Source organism: Corynebacterium sp. Z-1 (genome assembly GCF_031844665.1).
Lineage (GTDB): Bacteria > Actinomycetota > Actinomycetes > Mycobacteriales > Mycobacteriaceae > Corynebacterium > Corynebacterium sanguinis.
Genome location: NZ_CP134621.1, coordinates 588649 through 602398, shown reverse-complemented (window position 1 = coordinate 602398; position 13750 = coordinate 588649). Strand labels below are relative to the sequence as shown.

Sequence of the window (13750 nt, the reverse complement as noted above, 5' to 3'; positions counted from 1 at the left end):
AGTCACTTTCATGCTCAACGCAGTAGGACAAGCACAGCACATTCTTCTTCTCGGCGGCACCTCGGAGATCGGCCTAGCGATCGTGGCAGAGCTCGCCTCCCGCGGCGGCAGCCCCACCGTCACCCTCGCCGCGCGCCAAGATTCGCCGCGTATCGACGCCGCCGTGGCCGACGTCACGGCCGCCGGCGCGGGCCAGGTGCGCCTGGTCGACTTCGACGCGCTTGATGTCTCCTCGCACCCGGACGTCATCGACGCCGCCTTCCAGGACGGAGACGTGGATGTGGCCGTCGTCGCCTTCGGCACCCTCGGCGACCAGGAGCAGCTGTGGCAGGACCACGCCGCAGCCGTGGAGTCCGCCCAGATCAATTACACCGCGGCCCTGTCCGTCGGCGTGCTGCTCGGCCAGCACCTCAAGGCTCAGGGCCATGGCACGATCATCGCGCTGAGCTCGGTGGCGGGACAGAAGGTGCGCCGCTCGAACTTCGTCTACGGCGCCTCCAAGGCCGGGATGGACAACTTCTACCTCCAGCTCGGCGAGGCACTACGCGACTCCGGAGTGCGCGTCACTGTCGTGCGCCCGGGCCAAGTGCGCACCAAGATGACCGAGGGCTTAGGCGAGGCCCCGCTAACCGTGAACAAGGAGGACGTCGCCCAAGCGGCGGTGTCCGCCGCGCTCGAAGGGCAGCGTAGCGTCTTCGTGCACAAGGCCTTCGGTCCGATCTCGTTCGTGCTGCAGCACATCCCCGCGCCGATAATGCGTAGGCTTAGCTTCTAACCCAATTGTTTTCGAGTGCGAAAGGATGGCATTTCCCTTGTCTGCAGCAAACACACCCGGATCCGTTGCCTACCTCGAGGGACTATCCCGCACCTCGGATTCTTTTCTCGGGCGAGTGGACGTGACCAACCTTCACAGCTCATTTAGCGAGGAAGAAAAACAGACCGCCCTGAAGGTGCGTGCGTTCGTTGACTCCGAGATCCGGCCGAACATTGCCGAATGGTTCGACAGCGCGCACTTCCCGCGCGAGATCATTGACGAGCTCGGCAAACTCGGTGTGCTGGGGATGTACATCAAGGGCCATGGCTGCCCGGGGCGCTCGCGGGTCGAGTACGGCCTGGCCGCTCAGGAGCTCGAGGCCGGTGACTCCGGGCTGCGCACCTTTGTTTCGGTTCAGGGCTCTCTCGCCATGAGCGCGATTGACAAGCACGGTTCCGAGGAACAGAAGAGCGAGTGGCTGCCGCGCCTCGCCTCCGGTGAAGCAGTCGGTTGCTTCGGACTGACTGAGCCGACCGCCGGTTCTGACCCGGCGCGCATGACCACCCGCGCCATCCAGGAACCCGGCGGGGACTGGGTGCTCAACGGCATGAAGCGGTGGATTGGCCTAGCCAACCTCGCCGACGTGGCCATCATCTGGGCGCAGACGGGCGAAGTGGGCGACGCACGCGGAGTGCGCGGTTTTGTCGTTCCCACCGATACCCCGGGTTTTGTCGCGACCCCGATCACGCAAAAGCTTGCCATGCGCGCGTCCGTCCAGTGTGACATTGACCTTAACAACGTCCGCCTTCCGGAGTCCGCGCTCCTTCCGGCCGACTCCGCGGTGGGACTGAAGGGCCCGCTGAAGTGCCTTAACGAGGCACGCTATGGAATCGCCTGGGGTGTGCTGGGCGCCGCACGCGACAGCTTCAACGCAGCCCTCGACTACACCTCCGAGCGCACCCAGTTCGGCGCGCCCCTGACCCACTCTCAGATCACCCAGGTCAAGCTCGCCGACATGGCCGTGGGCATCAACAAGGGATTTCACACGGCCATCCACATCGGCCGTCTCGCGGATCAGGGCAAGCTCACCCCGGAAATCATCTCCGCGGGCAAGCTCGACAACACTCGCATGGCCATCGACGTCGCCCGCGGCGCCCGCGCCATGCTCGGCGGCAACGGCGCGACCCTGGACTATTCCCCCTTCCGCCACGCCGCCAACCTCGAGGCTGTGCGCACTTACGAGGGCACTGACGAAGTGCACCAGCTGACGCTGGGCCGGTCGCTCACAGGAGTGGGAGCGTTCGCCCTGAGCTAAAGCGTCGCGTGGGTATGACACACTGTTACCCATGACAGACACTCGCAGTGTAGGTGCAGGCCACCGGCCCGACGCACTGCCAGCACCCGCGGCGACGTGGCGGGTGGCGGCAGCGGTGGTCGCCGGGGCACTGGCCACCTTTCTCGCGTGGGTAGCGCTCCACAGGATGTCGCTGCCCGCGTTTAACACCTCCATGGTCACCCGGGCTCTGGCCACCGCATCTTCAATGGTGCTCCTCGCCATCACGGCGGTGTTGCTGTGGGCCTGGTGGCGGGACGGAGCGTCGTCACGCGTGCGCCCCCGTTGGCGGACGGTGCTGACAGAAGCCGTCGCCACGCTCGCACCGGCAGGCCTCGTGGTCACCTCCCTCGGTATCCCGCTCGCGGCCACGCGTCTCTATCTCGACGGCATCCAGGTTGACCAGGGATTTCGCACACAGTTCTTGTCGCGGATGACCGAAACCATGTCCAACCAGGACATGAACTACTTCGGATTGCCCACCTTCTACCCCATCGGGTGGTTTTGGCTGGGTGGACGAATGGGGAACATACTGGGCGTGGATGGCTGGGAGGTGTACCAGCCGTGGGCGTTGGTGTCGCTGGCCGCGGCTGCGGCGGCGCTAACCCCTGTGTGGCGCGCGCTGACTGGCTCGCTTCCCGTCGCTGCCGCGATCGCGCTGGCCACCACGGCGATCGTGCTGACCGAAACACCAGATGAGCCGTACGCGGCGATCGTCGCCATGTTTGTGCCGGCAGCCGCGGTCGCCGCGGGCACGGCGCTGAACGGTTCGTGGGCAACCACGGCGGCGCTTTCCGTGTACCTCGGCCTGTCGGCGACGTTCTACACGCTGTTCACCGCGATTACCGCGTTGTCCGTCGTGGTGCTGGCGGTGGTGTACTTCGTGGTAAACAAGCGCTCGTGGGAGCCGATCAAGCACCTGGTGGTGATGGGCGTTGGCTCGATCCTCATCGCGCTGATCGCGTGGGGCCCGTACTTGTACGCCCTCGTTTTCGGCGACTACCAGGCCCGTTCCACGGCGAACCACTTTTTGCCCGTCTGGGGCACTGCGTTCCCACTGCCGTTTTTCACTTTCTCCCTCATCGGGCTGCTCAGCCTGCTGGGCCTTTTCTACCTGTGCATCAAGATCCGCACCTTCTTCGCCACCGGCCTCACAGTGACCATCGCCGTGTGCTACGCGTGGGCGCTGGCCTCGATGGTGACGCCCCTGGTGGGAACGACGCTGCTGGGGTTCCGCCTCGAGGTGCTTATTGTGCTGTTGTTCGCTACCGCCGGCATTCTCGCGTTGCACTTGCTTGAGATGCCGTCGCCGGGCGCGGCGGCAGCCGCGACCATCTTGGCTGTGGCTGCTGGGCTGGCTTATGTCCAGCAGATCCCGGGGCAGAACCAGGCCCACATCGACCAAGCGTACGCCGACACCGACGGCAACGGCGAGCGCGCCGACCGCTTCCCGCCGGATGCGGGCCGCTACTACGCCGACATCAGTGCCTACATCGCCGAGCACGGCTACGAGCCTGAGGACGCGGTGGTGCAAACCGACGAGATTAACTTCATGGCCATGAACCCCTACTACGGGTTCAACGCTTTTACCAGCCACTACGCCAACCCACTTGGCGAGTACGACCTGCGCGTCGACGAGCTTACGCGCTGGGCGGAGGGCTCCTACGACGACCTCGAAGACCCGGACGCCATGCTCGAGGCCCTCGATTCCGCCCGGTGGCGCGCCCCCGACGTGTTCGTCTTCCGCGGCAACCTCGACGACCCGGAAGAACCACTCAAGACCCACGTCGGGCACGACATTTTCCCCAACGAACCGAACATGGTTTACGAGCGACTGTACTTCAACCCGGCGTCATTTGATTCCCCCGCGTGGGACTCGGAACAGATCGGCCCCTTTGTGGTGGTGGTCCGCAACCGATGACTAGCACAGTAAGGTCCAACGACGTGAAAACCTCTGCCCCCGTTTACTCCCGCATTGCGATCGTGTCCGGCCTGCTCGCGTTCGTGAGCTTCCTGCTCACGCCGTTCCTGCCGGTCAACCAGGTGCAGTCGCAGTTGAACTGGCCGCAGAACGCCTCGTTGTCCTCGGTCAACGCCCCGCTGATTTCGCTGGCGCCGGATCAGCTAGAGGTGACCGTCCCGGTCGCCGAGTCCATCGATGCCCTGCGCGAGGGCGAGTCACTGATCGTGGGCACGCTGCCGACCTCCTCGACGAAGGCGACGGACAGGGGCCTGTTTGTCACCTCGCCGGAGGGCGGGATTGTGGTCACCTCGGTCAACGAGGTGATCTTAGAGCTCACGCCGGAGCAGGTCGCAGACCTGCCGGCGGGCGCGCAACTCGTGGTGCGCGCAACACCCGACGGCACGGCCGCGGAGATCCCCGGCACAAAGTTCGCGGAAGACACCGAGGACGACCTGCGCCCCCAGGTAACCGGGCTCTACACCGAGCTCGAGGGCGATACGCAGGCGCTTGTCGACGCCGGCCTGGGCGCCCAGGTAGACATCAACTCCCGCTTCACCTCCACGCCGTCGGTAGCAAAGCTCGCGGCGATGCTGATCGGCCTGGCCTCGACCGCGGTCGCGCTGTGGGCGCTGTGGCGCCTCGACGGCCTCGACGGCAAGCGCTTCCCCTTCTTTAGCCGCGAGTGGCGCACGTTCAAGCCGCTCGACGCCTTGGTGCTGGCCATCCTTGGTTTCTGGCACGTCTTCGGCGCGAACACCTCCGACGACGGTTACCTGCTCACGATGGCGCGGGTGGCCAACGAGTCGGACTACATGGCCAACTACTACCGCTGGTACGGCGTGCCGGAATCACCGTTCGGCTCGCCTTTCTACGACATCTTGTCGTGGCTTTCCCTGGTCTCGACCGCGTCGATGTGGATGCGCCTGCCGACGCTGATCGCCGGAGTGCTGACGTGGTGGATCCTCTCGCGCGAGATCCTGCCTCGCCTGGGCCAGTCCCGGCGCGTGAGCTTCTGGACAGCGGCGTTTGTCTTCCTCGCGTTCTGGCTGCCCTACAACAACGGCACCCGCCCCGAGCCGATCATCGCCCTTGGACTGATCGCCACGTGGGCATCGTTCGAGCGCGCGATTGCCACGAATCGCCTGTTCCCCGCGGCGATCGGCACGATTTTCGCCGCGTTTACGCTGGCCTGCGGCCCGACGGGCCTCTCGGCGGTGGGCGTGTTCCTGGTCTCGCTGCCGTCGATGCTGCGCATCATGCACAGCCGCCTCGATGCCGCGCCGCGCCTGGCGTACATCGCCCCCTTCCTGGGCGCGGGCTTCGCCGTGATGGTGCCGGTGTTTCATGACCAGACCCTGGCAACCGTGCTCGAGGCCACCTCGGTGCGCTCGGCGGTGGGCCCGGCGCTGGAGTGGTATTCGGAGTGGGTGCGCTACGGCACCTTGTTCGAGCAGACTGTCGACGGCTCGATGACGCGCCGTTTCCCCACCTTCATCTTCCTGTTCAGCATCGGCCTGATCCTGTGGGCGCTGTTCCGCTTCAACAAGATCCCCGGCGCGGCACCCGGCCCGACCCAGCGGCTTCTGCTCATCGTCGGCTTGTCGACGTTCTTCCTCATGTTCACCCCGACGAAGTGGACCCACCACTTCGGTATCTACGCGGGCCTGGGCGCCGCCGCGGCGGCGCTCGGGGCGGTCGTGCTGTCGCAGATTGCGCTGCGCTCGGCGCGCAACCGCACGCTGGCGCTCGCGGCGGTGGCGTTCATCATGTCGCTCACGCTCGCCGGCTGGAACGCCTGGTGGTACGTGTCCTCCTTCGGCGTGCCGTGGTGGGACAAGACGGTGCAGCTCAAGGGCGTCGAGGCGAATACGATCATGCTGCTGATCACCCTGCTGCTGTTCGTGATCGGCATCTTCCAGTCCTTTACCCGCAACCAGCAACGTGTCGACGGCGGGCGCTTCGCCGGGGTGGTGTCCGCACCGATCGCTGTCTTCTCGGTGCTGATGGTTGCGTTTTCTTGCCTGACGTTTATCAAGGCCTTCGTGGACCAGGCGCCCGCCTACTCGGTGGGGATGGGCAACGTGCGCACGTTCGGCGGCAACCACTGCGCGCTCGGCGCGGATGTGTTGCTGGAGACCGATACGAACGATTCCTTCCTCACCCCGCTGGGCGTGCCGCTTGCTGAATCGCTCGATTCCGACGACAACCGCGGTTTTTACCCCGACGGCGTGCCGTCATCTATCGTGCCCGAGAACTCGATCGCGGCGAATACGGACGCGCGCACCGACGCCAATGACAACGCCACGGCGGCTTCCATCGACACGCAGACCGGAACCCAGAACACGCAAAACGACCAAGCGGACAGGGAGCAGTCAACCAGCCGAACAAACACGCAGGGCAACCGCGCGGACGAGCTGCGCGGGGTGAACGATTCGACCGTGCGCCTGCCCTTCAACTTGGACTACAACCAGGTTCCCGTGATGGGTTCCTACGCCGAAGATGCCACTGGCTCGGCGTATCTCGAATCCGCCTGGTTCGAGCTGCCGGAGGCGACCGATAGCGCACCGCTTCTGGTCACCTCGGTGGCGGGGCGTATCGCGCACAAGGACATCAACGGGGTCGAGCAGGAGGGCACCGACCTGGTTCTCGAGTACGGAAAGAGCCGCGCTGATGGGGGCGTCGAGAAGCTCGGCGATGTGGTCATGCTCGACCAGGGCCCGAAGCTCGCGTGGCGCAACCTGCGCTACCCCATTGAGGATCTGCCGGAGGACGCCGACGTGGTCCGTCTCGTCGGCGAGGACGACTCGCTGGCCGAGCGCGACTGGATGGCGGTCACCCCGCTGCGCGTGCCGACTCTCGCTCCGCTCGGTGACGTGTTCGACGCCGATACCCCGGGCCTGTTGGACTGGTCGGTGGCCCTGCAGTACCCCTGCCAGCGCACGTTCAACCACTACGCGGGCGTGACCGAGATCCCCGAGTTCCGCGTCATGCCGGACGCGCCGGGCAAGCAGCAGCTCTCCGGGTTCATGGACTTCCTCGGCGGCGGTGCCCTGGCCACCGCGGAGGCGGTGAACTACTCCTACGAGATCCCCGGCTACCTGGCCAACGATTGGGCCCGCGACTGGGGTTCCATTGCCAAGTACGAGCTGCGGACGAATTCGCAGGGTGAGGCGCCGGAAGAAGCCGATATCGACTACAGCGTGCACTCGCGGTGGGGCTGGTGGAGCCCGGGAGAGATGAAGATCCGTGATACCGAGGAGGAGAAGGAATAGAGTGGTGGTATGAACGACCTCTTTGAGCTAGTCAACGGCCAGTGGGTGAAAGACCACGAGATCCCTGCGGACCGTGGCATCGACGGCGCCTTCTACGCCCTGCGCGACAAGGCTGAAGAAGACGTGTGTGCGTTGCTGAGCGACGGCGCCGGCCGCGGCGGCGGCATCTTTCAGTCCTTCATGGACACCGCCGCGGTCAACGCGGCCGGCATCGAACCGCTGAACCGGGATCTCGAGCGCCTCGAGGTCGCGGACATCGCGGAACTGGCGCGCAATTTCGGCGCGCTTGAGCGCGAGGGCACCGGCGGCCCGATCTCGTTCTGGGTGGAGAAGGACTCGCGCAGCGAAGAGTCAGTGGCTTACCTGGTGCAAAGCGGTCTCGGGCTTCCGGATGAGGCGTACTACCGCGAGCCCCAGCACGCGGAGCTGCTCACGCAGTACCGCAAGCACGTGGCCACCATGCTCGAGTTTCTCGGCCCCGCCCACCTGCTCGGGTTGCCGGCTGCGGTGGCGGCGGAGCGGATCGTCAACATGGAGATCCAGATCGCGGCGAGCCACTGGGATGTGGTGCGCTCGCGCGACGCAATCGCCACCTACAACCCGGTCGATTTCGCGGACTTGCCGCCGCTGATCCAGGAGATTCTGCGCGGCGCGCGTGTCGACGGCGGCACCATCATCAACATGATGCCCTCCTACACCGAGGCGTTGGCCGGAATGCTGCGCCCGGAGACGCTGGCGGATTGGCAGTTGTGGGGCGCGTGGACTATTCTGCGCTCCCGCGCTGGTGTGCTCACGGAAGAGATCGGGGAGACGAACTTCGCTTTCTACGGCACGAAGCTCTCCGGCGCGCCGGAGCAACGCGACCGCTGGAAGCGCGGGGTCAGCCTCGCAGAGTCGCTCGTGGGTGAGGAGATCGGTCAAAAGTACGTCGCCAAGCATTTCCCGCCCGAGTCGAAGGAGATGATGCTGGAGCTGGTTAACTACCTGATTCAGGCGTACCGCGATCGGATTAGCCAGCTCGAGTGGATGGGTGAGGAGACGCGCACGCGCGCGCTGGAGAAGCTCGCGCAGTTTTCCTCCAAGATCGGCTACCCGGACAAGTGGCGCAGCTTTGAGGAGCTCGAGTTTGACCCCTCGGGCGCTGCCCTCGTGGACAACGTGCGCACGGGCGCGGCTTTCGAGCACGATTTCCACGTGGCCAAGCTGGGCAAGCCCGCCAACCGCGACCAGTGGGTGACCACTCCGCAAACGGTCAACGCGTTCTACAACCCGGTTGTCAACGACATCACCTTCCCTGCGGCGATTCTGCAACCCCCGTTCTTCGACCCGAAGGCCGACGCGGCGGAGAACTTCGGCGCGATTGGTGCGGTGATCGGCCACGAGATCGGCCACGGCTTCGACGACCAGGGTTCGCGCTACGACGGCCTGGGCAACCTCAACTCCTGGTGGACCGACGCCGACCGCGAGCGCTTCGAGGAGCTCACGTCGAAGCTGGTCAAACAGTTCGACGGGCTCGTGCCGTCCGTTCTGCAGGGCCGCGAGGGCGTCTCGGGGGTCAAGGGCGACTTCACCCTCGGTGAGAACATCGGCGACCTCGGCGGTCTCGGCATCGCGGTGGTGGCCTACAAGATGTACCTTGCCGAGCACGGGCTTGACGACGGCCCCGCGCTCGCCTTCGACGACCTCGACGGTGAGTACACCGGCTTCCAGCGCCTTTTCTTGGCGTGGGCGCGCGTGTGGCGCTCGAAGGTGCGCCCGGAGATGGCCGCCCAGCTGCTCGCCATCGACCCGCACTCGCCCAACGAGTTCCGCTGCAACGTCATTGCCGGCAACATCGCCGAGTTCTACGAGGCCTTCGACGTGCCGCAGGATTCTGCGGTGTGGGTGGCGCCGAATGATCGGGTGCAGATTTGGTGACATCGAAGCTAGAGCAGGGCTCGCTTGATGACGACTACCCCATCAACGACCAGTCCAACCCCGACTTCAACGTCGGCGGTGTCAAGCGCACCCTTCCAGATGAGCTGCAGCTCGAGCAGATCGTCTCCTACATGGACGCGACGTACCCGCGCCCCTCGGATGCGGGAGAGCTGGACCGCTACCTCGCGCTTCTTCCCGACCGGTTGACCCACGCCGCGATGCTGATGCTGGGCTCCGCCGTCGACCATGCGATGCCGGGCGTCGCCTTTGCCGGCGAGGTGGGCCTCGAGAGCACCGAATTCGGGCCGCTGCTGCGCCCGAGTCACTCGTCGGGCGTGTGGGTTGTCGCGTGCACCGCGCTCGGGCCGCGCGCCCGCGAGTTTGCGTGGCAGCCGGAGGTCGCTGGCGCGGCAGAGCTGTCCGGGGCGGTAATCGTGGACGTCGATAGCCGCGAGCTCGTCGAGCCGGCCATCGAGTTCGCACGGAGCCAGGGCGCGGCCGAGGTGGTGGCGTGGCTGCACCTCGACGTGTTCGCCACCAGCGCGGATCGCACGATTGTCAGCTTCCCGCGAGATTCGTCGCACGCACCCGAGGGCGCACTGGTGCAGGTGCCCAGGGGAACCGGGCCGGGCCGCGAGTACTTTTCCACCGGCGAGATCTCCACACCTGCCGAGGCGCGGCGCAGGATCAGCGACGTCGCCGAATTCCTTACGTCAGGTCCAGCTTCGTAATTTCCACCGGTGCCGGCTCGCCGGGAGTCCAGCTCTCCCGTGTGAGCTGGAACTGCGACTCCGGCTCCGGCTCTTCGCGCTCGATTATTCCTGCGTGGACGTCCTCGGTGTTGTCGCTGGCGTCGCCCCAGGTCAAGGCGGCGACCACCCAGACGTCACCGTCGGTTTCACCGAAGCCGACGCTGCCGGTTTGCGATACCCTGTCGTCGGACCACCCCGACTTAATCCCCTCCACGTCATCCAGATTGGCCACGCCGAAGAGCTGCTCGAAACCGTCGCGGGCTGTCTCCGGTTTGTCGGTCATGCCGTAGAGAAGCGGCTTGGCGCGCGGGTCCCAGAGGATGTCGGTGACGAACTTTGCCACGTCGTAGGCCGAGGTCACCGTCCGGCCCCACGACCCGTAGCGGGCGGTTTCGGTCAGATCAAAGTCCTCCGCGATCTCATCGATCGCCTCTGGGTACTTCCGGTCCAGACGCTGGGCGTAGCCGTCGTGGGAGACAGCAATCATGTCCTGGACCAGCTCCTTGTCCTCCTCCGTGCCGTTGTAGAGCACCCAATACCCCAGGTAGAGCTTCGACAGCGACAGTGCCGGGCGCTCCTCGAGCGCGTTGTCGGAGCCCGACCAACTCCCGTCCGGGCGCACCACCGCCAGGGCGGTGCGGTCGCTGGAGTAGCTCGGGTCGACCTGATAGGCGTGGGCCGGCGCCGCGGCGAGGCACATCACGACCAGCGCCGCCACAAGCTTTTTCACGTGCATTTTTCCTTGACTAGAGGTCCAGAACGGAGTCGGCCTCGCCCACCTCGTCGTCGGCAACCGGCGGATCGATCTCGCACAGGGTCACGGTGGCGCCGGTGGAATCGGCGATCACCGTCAGCGGGCCAAACGGGGACATGTGCGGCGCGATAAGTACCTCGCCGCCGAGCTCGGCAACGCCGCGGCTGGCGCGGGCAACGTTGTCCACCCCGAGGTAGACACCCCAAAAGCCCTGCTCGATGTCGTCGACGCGCATGCCGAGCACGGCGGCGCCCTCTACCGTGGCCGTGTAGTAGCCCTCGGAGCGGTTGACCTGCCAATCAAACAGGTCCGCGTAGAAGTCGATGAGGCTTTCCTCCGCGCCGATGTACTCGTACCAGACCGGGGTGCCGGGCTCGCCGGCGGCGACGAACTGGTCCTCGCCGGCCGGGTGGATCACGCCGAACACCGCGCCCGCGGGGTCCGCGCACAGCGCCATCCGGCCCAAGGAAACCTCAGCGGTGGCGAGCACGGTCCCGCCGCGTTGCTGCACCGCGCGAGTGATCCCGTCGACGTCTCGGGTGAGGAAGTACACCACCCAGCCGTTTTCGTCCTGGGGCACGAAACCCGCGATGGGCAGGCCCTGCATGCGTGCTACGGCGTAGGAGTCGTGCGAGACCTCCCAGTCGAGCAGCTTTGAGTAAAAGTAGCTGGATTTGCGCAGATCAGAGGTGAGCAGGTCCTGCCAGTACGGCATTCCCTCGAGCGCCTGGAAAGCGGGCATCTACAGGTTCCTCCACTTCTCCGGGTCGAAATCGTCGTTGGCGGTGCGCTCGTCGAAGTAGTCGTCGCCACCGCCGCCGGCGATGACTGTGGCGGTGGTGCCGGCGACGGAGACCACGTCGGCGTCGCCAAGCGAATGCCCCCGTGACGTGACGACCTCACCGTTGACCGCGACCTCGCCGGAGGCGATGAGCTCCTTGGCCTGCCCGCCCGATTCCGCGAGGTTGGCTAGCTTGAGGAATTGCCCGAGCTTGATCGAGTCCGAACTGATGTCGACGTCCATGAGCATGTAGCTTAGCTGCTCAATCCGACAAATCCCTCCCACAGCATCCATACGCCCAGCGCGACGAAGATGATGCCGCTGACGATGTCGATGATGTGGCCGTACTTTTCAATGGGCCGCACCAGCCATCGCACAGCGAGCGCGAAGAACACGAACCACGCAAGCCCGATGAGGATCAGCGTGAGCGCGATGGCGACCATCGCCCCAGCCCCCATGCCGGGGCGCACGAACTGGGCGAAGACCGCACCGAAGAACAGCACGGCCTTGGGGTTGGACAGATTGGTGAGTATCCCCGTGCGCAGCGCCCCGGAGGTGTTGACCTCCCGGTGCGGTAGCGTCGCGCCCCCGAGGCCCATCCACACGAGGTAGGCGCCGCCGACGATCTGCAACACGGCCAGGATATCGGGCACCGCCTGCAGCAGCGCGCTCAGGCCGACCAATGAAGCGATGATCCAGATTGCGTTGCCGATCATGATGCCGATGGCGCACGCCACGCCCGCAGCGCGTGACTTCGAGCCCAGCCGGATGATCTGGAACAGGTCGGGCCCCGGGCTGGCGATCGCCGCCAGCCATACTCCAACCAGTGCGAGCACTAGCGCTCTGCCTGGTCCAGCGGCATGATGCTGAGCGTGTCGATGTTGACGTGCGCCGGCATACTGGCGACCCAGCGCACCGTCTCCGCGATGTCCTCGGCCGTGAGGTTGAGCTTGCCCTCGTAGACGGCGGCGGCGCGCTCTTCATCCTCGAGCCGGTTGAGCGCGAAGTCCGTCTCCACCCGGCCGGGGTCTATTTCGGTGACACGGATCAGGTTGTCCGCCTCCTCGCGGCGCAGGGCACGGGTGAGGCCGCGCAGCCCGAACTTGGCGGCGTTGTAGCCGGAGCCTCCCTTGTAGGCGTCGGTGCCGGCAACCGAGCCAATGTTGATGATCAGTCCGCTGGCCTCGAGCAGCGCCGGGTAGAGCGCCTTGATCACCCGCACGGTGCCGTAGACGTTGGTTTCGTACATCCAGCGCCAGCGCTCTTCGTCGGCGTCGCGCAGGTAGTCGACCCCCTTCGCGCCGCCCGCGTTGTTGACCAGCAGGTCAACGCGCTCCAGCTTCGCCGCCAGCTTGTCGACGCTGCCCTGATCAGTCACGTCCAACTCAACCGCCACACCCCCGATCTCCTCGGCGATGCGCTGGCAGCGCTGCACCCGCCGCGCCGCGACGTAGACCTTCCACCCGTCCGCCGCCAGCGCGCGGGCGCTCGCCTCGCCGATGCCCGCGGAACCGCCGGTGACAACCGCAATCTTTTTCATACCACCCAACATTAACGGCGCACCTGACGCATCGTGATGTTGATCCTTCCCTCCGCCAGGCCCGTTTCGTTCGGACCGGTGCCTGCTCGCGCCCCGGCAACGCCGTGGCGGGCCCGGCGCGCCGGACCGCCGAAGACCAGCGCGTCGCCAGACATGAGCAGCACCTCGTGGCCCTCGATCCGAAACAGGGTGTCGTCGCCGATGGACAGGCTCACCACTGGGTTTTCAGCCTCTTCCTCGGCATCGACGTGTTCTCCCATGCCCGCACCCGGCGGGTAGAAGTTCACCAGAGCCGTCTCCACGCGGATCGACTGCCCCACCGCCTCGTCCAGCTCGCGGGCGGCGGCGAGAACTCGGTTGGCGATGCCCTGGAAATTGTCCGGAACCGGCGGCACCGGATAGCCGTCAACCTCCTTCACCAGGCGGTAGGGGTTCGTCGCCCAGAACCACCCGAGCGAGAGCAGGTGCGCCTTCATCTGGCCCTTACCCACGAGCGGGCGGCGCATCGCCACCGGGGTACCGGCGACGCTACGCGCGATCTCGCGCGCTTGAGCCACCAGATCTGCCTGCTGGCGTAGCGGCAAAAAGTTCGGCAGGCGCACGACACCGGGTATGATGCGCTGCGGGGGCCGGGGCAGGCTGGAGGCGTCGATAAGCATGCCCTCAACCTACCCCTGCTGGTAG

Annotated in this window: 12 protein-coding genes; 6 read left to right on the top strand and 6 right to left on the bottom strand. The window is 65.9% G+C overall.

Annotated elements, in window-relative coordinates; translation table 11 throughout:
* Positions 1–10 precede the first annotated feature (10 nt).
* The 6 genes from RIU96_RS02905 to RIU96_RS02880 are packed head-to-tail and all read left to right on the top strand — an operon-like array spanning position 11 to position 9970.
* Positions 11–775: a decaprenylphospho-beta-D-erythro-pentofuranosid-2-ulose 2-reductase gene (locus tag RIU96_RS02905; RefSeq protein WP_181729550.1), complete on the top strand. Its 765-nt coding sequence runs from the start codon at positions 11–13 to the stop codon at positions 773–775.
* Between the two features lie 37 nt (positions 776–812).
* Entirely contained in the window at positions 813–2069 is a 1257-nt protein-coding gene (locus RIU96_RS02900; protein WP_258562563.1) for an acyl-CoA dehydrogenase family protein, read from the top strand.
* 31 nt (positions 2070–2100) lie between these two features.
* Entirely contained in the window at positions 2101–4008 is a 1908-nt protein-coding gene (locus tag RIU96_RS02895; RefSeq protein ID WP_258562564.1) for an arabinofuranosyltransferase, read from the top strand.
* The gene (locus RIU96_RS02890; protein ID WP_181729552.1) at positions 4005–7322 is read left to right on the top strand and encodes an arabinosyltransferase domain-containing protein; all 3318 of its coding nucleotides are present in this window, start codon (positions 4005–4007) and stop codon (positions 7320–7322) included. Before RIU96_RS02895 ends, RIU96_RS02890 begins: the two co-directional genes overlap by 4 nt.
* 9 nt (positions 7323–7331) lie before the next feature.
* The gene (locus RIU96_RS02885) at positions 7332–9239 is read left to right on the top strand and encodes a M13 family metallopeptidase (protein ID WP_181729553.1); all 1908 of its coding nucleotides are present in this window, start codon (positions 7332–7334) and stop codon (positions 9237–9239) included.
* Positions 9236–9970 carry an alpha/beta hydrolase gene (locus RIU96_RS02880; RefSeq protein ID WP_258562565.1) on the top strand — a complete coding sequence of 245 codons (735 nt, stop codon included), beginning with the start codon at positions 9236–9238 and terminating at the stop codon, positions 9968–9970. The genes RIU96_RS02885 and RIU96_RS02880 overlap by 4 nt, the downstream gene beginning before the upstream one ends.
* Here RIU96_RS02880 and RIU96_RS02875 read toward each other — a convergent pair.
* The 6 genes from RIU96_RS02875 to RIU96_RS02850 are packed head-to-tail and all read right to left on the bottom strand — an operon-like array spanning position 9948 to position 13725.
* On the bottom strand, positions 9948–10727 hold the full coding sequence (locus RIU96_RS02875; protein WP_006839167.1) for a hypothetical protein: 780 nt from the start codon (positions 10725–10727) through the stop codon (positions 9948–9950). The two genes, RIU96_RS02880 and RIU96_RS02875, sit on opposite strands and share 23 nt — an antisense overlap.
* A gap of 10 nt (positions 10728–10737) precedes the next feature.
* Positions 10738–11487, bottom strand: a complete 750-nt coding sequence (locus tag RIU96_RS02870; RefSeq protein ID WP_136649909.1) for a VOC family protein — start codon at positions 11485–11487, stop codon at positions 10738–10740.
* Positions 11488–11775, bottom strand: coding sequence for an RNA-binding S4 domain-containing protein (locus tag RIU96_RS02865; RefSeq protein ID WP_006839165.1), 288 nt, complete (start codon positions 11773–11775; stop codon positions 11488–11490).
* Between the two features lie 5 nt (positions 11776–11780).
* Complete coding sequence (locus RIU96_RS02860; RefSeq protein WP_006839164.1) at positions 11781–12362, bottom strand: LysE family translocator; 582 nt, start codon at positions 12360–12362, stop codon at positions 11781–11783.
* Entirely contained in the window at positions 12362–13066 is a 705-nt protein-coding gene (locus RIU96_RS02855; protein WP_181729554.1) for an SDR family oxidoreductase, read from the bottom strand. Before RIU96_RS02855 ends, RIU96_RS02860 begins: the two co-directional genes overlap by 1 nt.
* 11 nt (positions 13067–13077) lie before the next feature.
* Positions 13078–13725 carry an alpha-ketoglutarate-dependent dioxygenase AlkB gene (locus RIU96_RS02850; protein ID WP_259787812.1) on the bottom strand — a complete coding sequence of 216 codons (648 nt, stop codon included), beginning with the start codon at positions 13723–13725 and terminating at the stop codon, positions 13078–13080.
* Positions 13726–13750 lie beyond the last annotated feature (25 nt).